A 7086-nucleotide genomic window follows, 5' to 3' on the forward strand; every position below is an offset into this window, starting at 1 on the left:
TTTCGAGCGCCCGATTCGCGATGACCTCGTTGGCGTTCATGTTGGTTGATGTTCCCGCGCCGCCCTGCATCACATCCACTACGAACTGGTCGTGCAGCTGGCCCGACCGTATTTCGGCACATGCGGCGATGATCGCGTCTGCCATCGATCGGTTCAGCAGCCCTAGGTCCCGGTTGGCGGTGGCGGCGGCGGTTTTGACGCCGGCCAGCGCTCGAACGAGTTCGGCGTGCCGGGCTATCGGTGTCCCGGTGATGGGAAAGTTGTGCTGGGCTCGCGCGGTGTGCACCCCGTAGTAGGCGTCGGCAGGAACGTCGACCCCGCCGAGCAGGTCGTGCTCTCGCCTGGTCTCTGCCGGGGCGCTGACCGTCATCGGAGCACCTCCTGTGCCGCGCCGTCCGGATTGAGAAGTGTGTCGAATACGATCATGTGTCCAGCGAAGTGCGTTATTACATACGGCAATTCGGCTGACTGCAGAGCCAGCTGTGGCGTGACGCCACATGCCCAGAAGACCGGTACGTTGTCGTCGTCGATACCCGGGTAAACGCCGTAATCCGGACGGGTGATGTCGGCGATCCCGAGTTGGGCAGGATCACCGACATGGACCGGACGTCCATGGCCGGTGGGGTAACGTTCGGTCACCGCTGTCGCGATGTCGACGAGCCCGGCAGGGACAGGTCGCATGCTCACGACCAGAGGCCCGGCGAAACGGCCCGCCGGCTCGGTGACCCGGGTGGTGACGTACACCGGTGGTGCGGTGGTTGCCACAGGAATGCCCGCCCGGCGCAGGGCGGCATCGAAGGTATGGCTGCAGCCGAGCGCGAACGCCACCGCGTCGTCGCGCCAGTACTCTGCGATGTCGCAAGGTTCCGCGACCAGTGAGCCCTGTACCCAGACACGGTATTTGGGCACCTGCGTGCGAACGTCCACGGTGCAGCCCTGATACGTCAACAACGGCTGACCAGGGTCACCGTGCGCCAGCACTGGACAGGCGTCGGCGTTACGCCGGCAGTACGCGCTGAAGTCGTCTCCCGCCGACGCGGGCACGATCACCAGGTTCGCCTGTTGATAATCGTCGAGGATGCCCGCGGTGGGCTGTGTCCACACTCCCCGCGCGATCAATGCCCGCAGCTCCGCTGGATGTTTTGGTGTGGGTGTCATAGCACCGGCTCTTCGTCAGGTTGGCGCACGAAGTACAGGGCCACCAGCGCCATGGTCACCGCGAACATCAGTAAGAACCCCGGCATCAGCAGGTTGTTGGTGCGGCCGATCAGGAAGGTGGCCAGGTACGGGGTAAGGCCGCCGCCGACGATGGTGCCGATATTGAACGACAAAGACAATCCGCTGTAGCGGACCCGGGTGGGGAACTGCGCGGCGTACACCGGATAGGTGACGGCCTGCACGATGGGCATCGGCAAGGCCAGCAGGAACATTGCGGCGACTGCGAGGGTGAAGTTGCCCTGGTCCATCAGCACCATGGTCGGCAGCACCAGGACGGCGTAGCCCAGAAACCCCAGTGTTACCAATCTCTTCGGTCCGACGCGGTCGGAGAGCCCACCCCAGAACGGCATCATCGTCGCGACGATGAAGTTGATGCCTGCCATGATCCAGAAGGTATTGGACTTGGGATATCCCAGATAGGTGGTCAGGTAGATGTTCATGAAGATCAGGCCCACCCAGTAGCCGGTATTGGACCCGATGGCAAGCACGATCACTTTGATCACCGCTGCTTTGTGACGGGCGAAGACCTCCCCCAGCGGGCTTTTCGCGGGCGCGGAATCCTCAGTGGCGGCTACGAAGTCGTGTGAGTCGTCGAGCTTGCTGCGGGCGATCAAGGTGACGGCGATCAGCGGCAGCGCCATCAAAAAAGGAATGCGCCAGCCGAAGTCCTGAAGCTGTTGCTCGTCGAGGACGGAGGTGGTGGTGCCGGCGACCAGCGCCGCGGCGCCGCCGCCGACAGCGACACCGACCGGGGTGAAGGAGCCGAAGAAGCCCCGCCGGCGCGGCGGCGCCGACTCGTGGAGGTAGGTGGCCGAGCCGGTCACTTCACCGCCGGCGAAGAAACCTTGCGCGAGCCGAACCAGAAGTAGGGCGAGCGGCGCCAGGCTGCCGATGGCGGCGGCGGTGGGCAGCAGCCCGACGGTAGCCGTCGCAGTTCCCATTCCGACGACGGTCGTGATGAGGATCGGTTTGCGGCCAAACCGGTCACCGAGGTGACCCAACACCAGGCCGCCGAGCGGACGCATGACAAAGGCACTGCCGAAGACGGCGAGAGTGGCCAGCAAGGACGCGGTGGGGTTGTCACTGGGGAAGAACAGCGGGCCGATGATGACCGTGAGATAGCCGTAGAGGCCGAATTCGTAGTACTCGACCGCAGTGCCCGCCGCGGCGGCCAGAGCCGCGCGGCGGGGGCGAAAAGTAGGCGTGGGCAAGGTATCCGGACTCTCGGCCGGCGCGGCCGACATGGGTACACTGGACATTGCGGACTCCGAAAGAGTAAAGGGCTGAGGATGTTGGCAGGCCCCGGCATGGGCCTGATGCACGCCGAAGCTGATCCGTGTCGGCTCAGGACGAACAAGTGCGTTCGAGTTCGTCCTGAGCCGTTCGGGTGTCAGGGTCGTCGACTACTTGGCGAAGAGCTGGTCGATGTTGGCGAACGCCTTGAACTCCATCGCGTTACCCGCCGGGTCGAGGAAGAACATCGTCCACTGCTCCCCCGGCTCACCGGCGAAACGCACGTAAGGGTCGATGATGAAATCGGTTCCGACGGCCTGAAGTTTGGCAGCCAGCGCCTTGAAGTCGGCGATCGACAAGACCAGCCCGAAGTGCGGTACCGGAACATTGTGGCCATCGACGGGATTGGTGCCCGCAATGTTGTCTTCAGCGCCTTCGGTGGGCGCCTGGTCAACCTGATGGGTAACCACCTGGTGCCCCTGGAAGTTCCAGTCGATCCACTTGGTATCCGAACGACCTTCGCTGAATCCGAGGATGCCACCGTAGAACTCACGCGCGGCGTCGATGTCGTCAACGGGGATGGCGAGGTGGAACGGGACGAGCTTGGTGGCAGTGGGTGCAGTCATACAGGTTCCTGTTCATGAGTTGGTCTGCAAGGTGTTGTTGTGTCAGGCGTTACGAAGTTTCGTCAGGGACCTCCCGCGGATAGCGCCGAGAAGCGCACCTGGAAGCCGGGGGCTGCCTGCGCGAGCCGGTCGATGTCGCTTTCGGTGACCACTCCGATCACCGGGTATCCGCCGGTGACGGGGTGGTCGGCCAGGAACACGATCGGCTGTCCGGACGGTGGCACCTGGATGGCGCCGACCGCCATTCCCTCACTCGGCAGGTTCTGCGAGCCAATGGTCAAGGGCGGCCCGGTGAGTCGCACTCCGGCACGGTCACATTGGGGGGTCACTGCCCAGGTGGTGCGCAGCAGCGCAGCTCGGTCGTGCGCAGAGAACAGCGCGTCGCGCGGACCCCACCGAAACGATAGATCGACCGAGGTGCCGGTGCTACGGAAGACGGCGAGTTCGGTGGGTACCTCGGGCAGGTCGGTGGTGGCCGGCGCGCCGACCGGCAGTGTGTCGCCTGCCGACAGTGGTCGCGGCCCCAACCCCGACAGGCTGTCGGTGGCAGCGGAGCCGAAGACCAGATCGGTGATGACGCCACCCTGGATAGCGACGTATGTGCGGATACCTGACCGCGGCCGGCCGAGAGCGAGCGTCTGCCCTGCCCGCAGCCGAAGCCGGGTGGCGTCGGCTACCACCCGCTCGTCGACCCGCACGTCGGCGGTTGCTCCGGTGACGGCGACCCACCGGTCGCGGCTGATCGAGATCCGCAGCCCGCCCAGCGTGTTCTCCAACGCCGCGGCACCTTCCACGTTGCCGACCAGTCTGTTGGCCAGCCTCAGGCTGGCCCGATCGGCGGCCCCGGAGCGAGTGACACCGAGGTGGGCGAAGCCGGGACGGCCGAGATCCTGCACCGTGGTGGTCAAGCCGGCGTCGACGATGCGGAGTTCGGTCACCGGCGGCGCGTCAGCCGGCCCCATCCAGACGGACTGTTCGTCGAGTACGCCGGTCACGTCAGCGCCTCGAATTTCACCACGTCGCCCACCGCCAACCTGCTCGGCGGGTTCGCGGCCGGATCCCACATCACCTCGGTGGTCGAGCCGATCAGATGCCAGCCCCCCGGAGTGCCACCCGGGTAGATGACGGACTGGCGCCCGGCGATCGCGACCGCTCCAGCGGGGACCCGCTGCCGAGGGGAGTCCCGACGCGGTAGTTGCAGTTGGTCCGGGAGACCCTCGATATAGGCGAAACCCGGTGCGAAACCGAAGAATCCGACGCGATGCCGCGCGCCGCAATGTGCGGCGATCACCTGCTCGACGGTCAGACCCAGCGCTGCGGCAACATCGTCAAGATCTCGGCCGTCGTAGCGGACCGGAACAACCACCGATTCACCGCAAGGTGCGCGTGCGCTGTCCATCACCGCCGGGGCCAGCACCAGGGCGCGGATGCTGTCACCGAGTCGATCCATGGCGGCCGGGTCGTGGGCGCGGAAGAGGATCGACGCCCCGGCGGGCACCATGTCCTCGACCATCGTGAACCACGCCTGGTCGCGTGCGGTCGCGGCTGTCGCTGCGATCCGGTCCGGATCCACGTCCACGATCCATGCCCGGTCGCCGGCCCGAAGCAACTGCGGAGCAACCGATTTCGGGTTCACCTGATGTCCCCGATCGGCCTCAGGGGTACACCGGCGTCTCGCAGCGTGGTGCGCGTTGCGAGTGCGATCGCTTCCGCGCCCGCGGTGTCACTGTGCACACACAAGGCGACGGGCGCGTCGCCGGGCGGCACCACTCGAACCGCGGCACCGCTCACCGATTCCACCGTGCCGTCCCGGACCAGCGTCAACGCCCGGCCTGCGGCCACCTCTGGGACGGTGATCAGGGCATCCGGATGCGACCGCGAAACCAGAAGTCCGTCATCGGTGTATCCGCGGTCCAGGAATGCTTCCGCTCGTGGGCACAGGCCGGCCTCGGCCGCCAACATCCATAGCCGGGTGCCGAATTGGCACAACACCGGAAGCGAGGGGTCGACCAGCCGCACGGCTTGGACGATCGCCGAAGCGTGTCCGTCGTGGTGTGCCGCAGTGTTGTACAGCGCCCCGTGGGCTTTCACATACGTGACCGCTGACCCGGCAATCCGCGCGAACGCCTGCAGGGCACCGATCTGATACACAATCTCGTTGACCAGTGTGGCTGGCGATACGTCGATGAAGCGCCTACCGAAGCCGGCGAGATCCCGATAGGACACCTGCGCGCCGATGCTGACGCCAAGGGCGGCGGCCTGGTCGCACGTTCGCCGCAGAATGTCCGGGTCACCCGCATGGAAGCCGCACGCGACGTTGGCCGCCGACACCAGCTCCATCAGCGGGCTCTCGTCTGCCGTGCCCCAGACGCCGAAGCCCTCGCCGATGTCGGTGTCCAGCGCGACGCGGCGCGTCGCCGGCGGGCTGGCCAGGACTCCGTCGGCCTGTGATGTAGACGACATATTCTCTGTATACACGGTATGCGAAACGAGGTAAAGCGAGATCCGCTCGAGTTTTCACCGTCTTTACACTCGTGAACGCCACCCGGACGCTGATGCGCGGATCGCTACAACCGGCTCTCCAGGCGGGCCGACACCCCGGCCTCCTGCAGATCGAGGCGTTCGAGCATGGTGCGCACCGCCTCGTCCTCGATGCGGCCGGAGTCACGTTCGGCGATCAGGGCACTGCGCTGCGCGGCGAGCACCTCGCGGAAGATCGCCGAGAAGGCGGCCGCCCGCTTGATGGGCGCCTCGGGGTCGGGCATCTCGTCGACGTCCTGGGTGTGCCTGGCGATCCGGTTGTAGATCTCCTCCACCACCGCCGGGTTCAGGTTGGCCGGCGGGTTGGCCTGGAACTCGGCGAGCACCTGGTCGGCGGCGTCGTGAACGACGCGCTCGGCCTTGACCTCCTCCGCACGGTCGGCCTCGTGGTCATCGTTGAACCGCGAGATGTGCAGCTTGCGGATCAGCCACGGCAACGTCGACCCCTGGAGCAGCAGGGTGGCCACGGCGACGACGAAGGCGATCGCCTGGATGGTCGCGCGTTCGGGGAACGGTTCGCCGGTCTGCGTGGTCACCGGGATGGCGGCCGCGGCCGCCAGCGTCACCACCCCGCGCATACCGGTCCAGGAGAGCACGACGTTCTCCTGCCAGCTCAGCGCGCGCCGATCGATCATGTTGCGCCACTTGGTTTTCGGTTTCCTGCGGACCGCCGCACCGAGTGCGCCCCGCCGGCCGCGCTGCGGAATGGGCACGCTGAGCCGCTTCTCCACGTGCCGGGAGAGTTTGTTGCGGCCGAAGATGGCGAACACCGACAACGGCCGGATCACCAGCACGATCGCGAGCACCACCGCCGACGCGGTCACGACCTCGATGAGGGACTCGTGGGCCTCGTTCAGATCCTCCAGCACGAAGCGCAGATGCAGCCCGATGTAGGCGAACACGAACGCCTCAAGCAGCACATCCACCGAGTTCCACACGTAGCGCTCCTGCAGCCGCGTCTGATACCCGGCGCCCAGGTTCCCGTTGCCCACGACGAACCCCGCCACCACGACGGCGAGTACACCGGATGCGTGCAGTTCCTCGGCGGTGATGAACGCCGCGAACGGCACCACCAGACCCTGCACCGTCTCCAGGCCCGGATTGGCCAGACGCTTACGAATCCACAAGGTCACATAGCCGAGCACCGCCCCGACGATCGGACCGATGGTCGCGCTGTAGCCGAACAGCAGGAACGGATTCTCGATGAACGTGTGGGTCCCCGCGACCTGGGCCACCGCGATCGAGAACAGCGTCAGCGCGGCGGCATCGTTGATCAGGCTCTCCCCCGTCAGGATCGCCATCATCCGTTTCGGCAGCCCGAGCTTGCGGCCCACCGCGACCGCGGTGACGGCGTCCGGCGGCGCCACGATCGCGCCGAGCACCAGCGCGGTCGCGAACGTCAACGGCACGATCACCAGCCAGGACGACACCGCCGCCACCGCGAACGCCGATATCACGACCAGGCCGA

Annotated in this window: 8 protein-coding genes; all 8 read right to left on the reverse strand. The window is 66.3% G+C overall.

Annotated elements, in window-relative coordinates; all coding sequences use genetic code 11:
- A partial coding sequence (locus ACWDTP_RS36105; RefSeq protein ID WP_450028016.1) for a lyase family protein occupies window positions 1-370 on the reverse strand: 370 nt, incomplete at its 3' end.
- Window positions 367-1158 carry a D-glutamate cyclase family protein gene (locus ACWDTP_RS36110; RefSeq protein WP_450028017.1) on the reverse strand — a complete coding sequence of 264 codons (792 nt, stop codon included), beginning with the start codon at window positions 1156-1158 and terminating at the stop codon, window positions 367-369. The genes ACWDTP_RS36105 and ACWDTP_RS36110, both read right to left, overlap by 4 nt.
- The gene (locus tag ACWDTP_RS36115) at window positions 1155-2462 is read right to left on the reverse strand and encodes an MFS transporter (protein WP_450028018.1); all 1308 of its coding nucleotides are present in this window, start codon (window positions 2460-2462) and stop codon (window positions 1155-1157) included. Before ACWDTP_RS36115 ends, ACWDTP_RS36110 begins: the two co-directional genes overlap by 4 nt.
- Before the next feature lie 159 nt (window positions 2463-2621).
- Window positions 2622-3077 carry a VOC family protein gene (locus ACWDTP_RS36120; RefSeq protein WP_450028019.1) on the reverse strand — a complete coding sequence of 152 codons (456 nt, stop codon included), beginning with the start codon at window positions 3075-3077 and terminating at the stop codon, window positions 2622-2624.
- Window positions 3078-3139: 62 nt separating this feature from the next.
- Window positions 3140-4072, reverse strand: coding sequence for a 5-oxoprolinase subunit C family protein (locus tag ACWDTP_RS36125; RefSeq protein WP_450028020.1), 933 nt, complete (start codon window positions 4070-4072; stop codon window positions 3140-3142).
- A complete protein-coding gene (locus tag ACWDTP_RS36130) occupies window positions 4069-4713 on the reverse strand; it encodes a 5-oxoprolinase subunit B family protein (RefSeq protein WP_450028021.1) in 645 nt (214 codons plus the stop codon). Before ACWDTP_RS36130 ends, ACWDTP_RS36125 begins: the two co-directional genes overlap by 4 nt.
- Complete coding sequence (locus tag ACWDTP_RS36135; RefSeq protein ID WP_450028022.1) at window positions 4710-5540, reverse strand: LamB/YcsF family protein; 831 nt, start codon at window positions 5538-5540, stop codon at window positions 4710-4712. Before ACWDTP_RS36135 ends, ACWDTP_RS36130 begins: the two co-directional genes overlap by 4 nt.
- 104 nt (window positions 5541-5644) lie before the next feature.
- Window positions 5645-7086 (reverse strand): cation:proton antiporter (locus ACWDTP_RS36140; RefSeq protein ID WP_450028023.1); only part of this gene is annotated, 1442 nt, incomplete at its 5' end.

The sequence above is a fragment of the Mycobacterium sp. NPDC003449 genome (genome assembly GCF_053588415.1).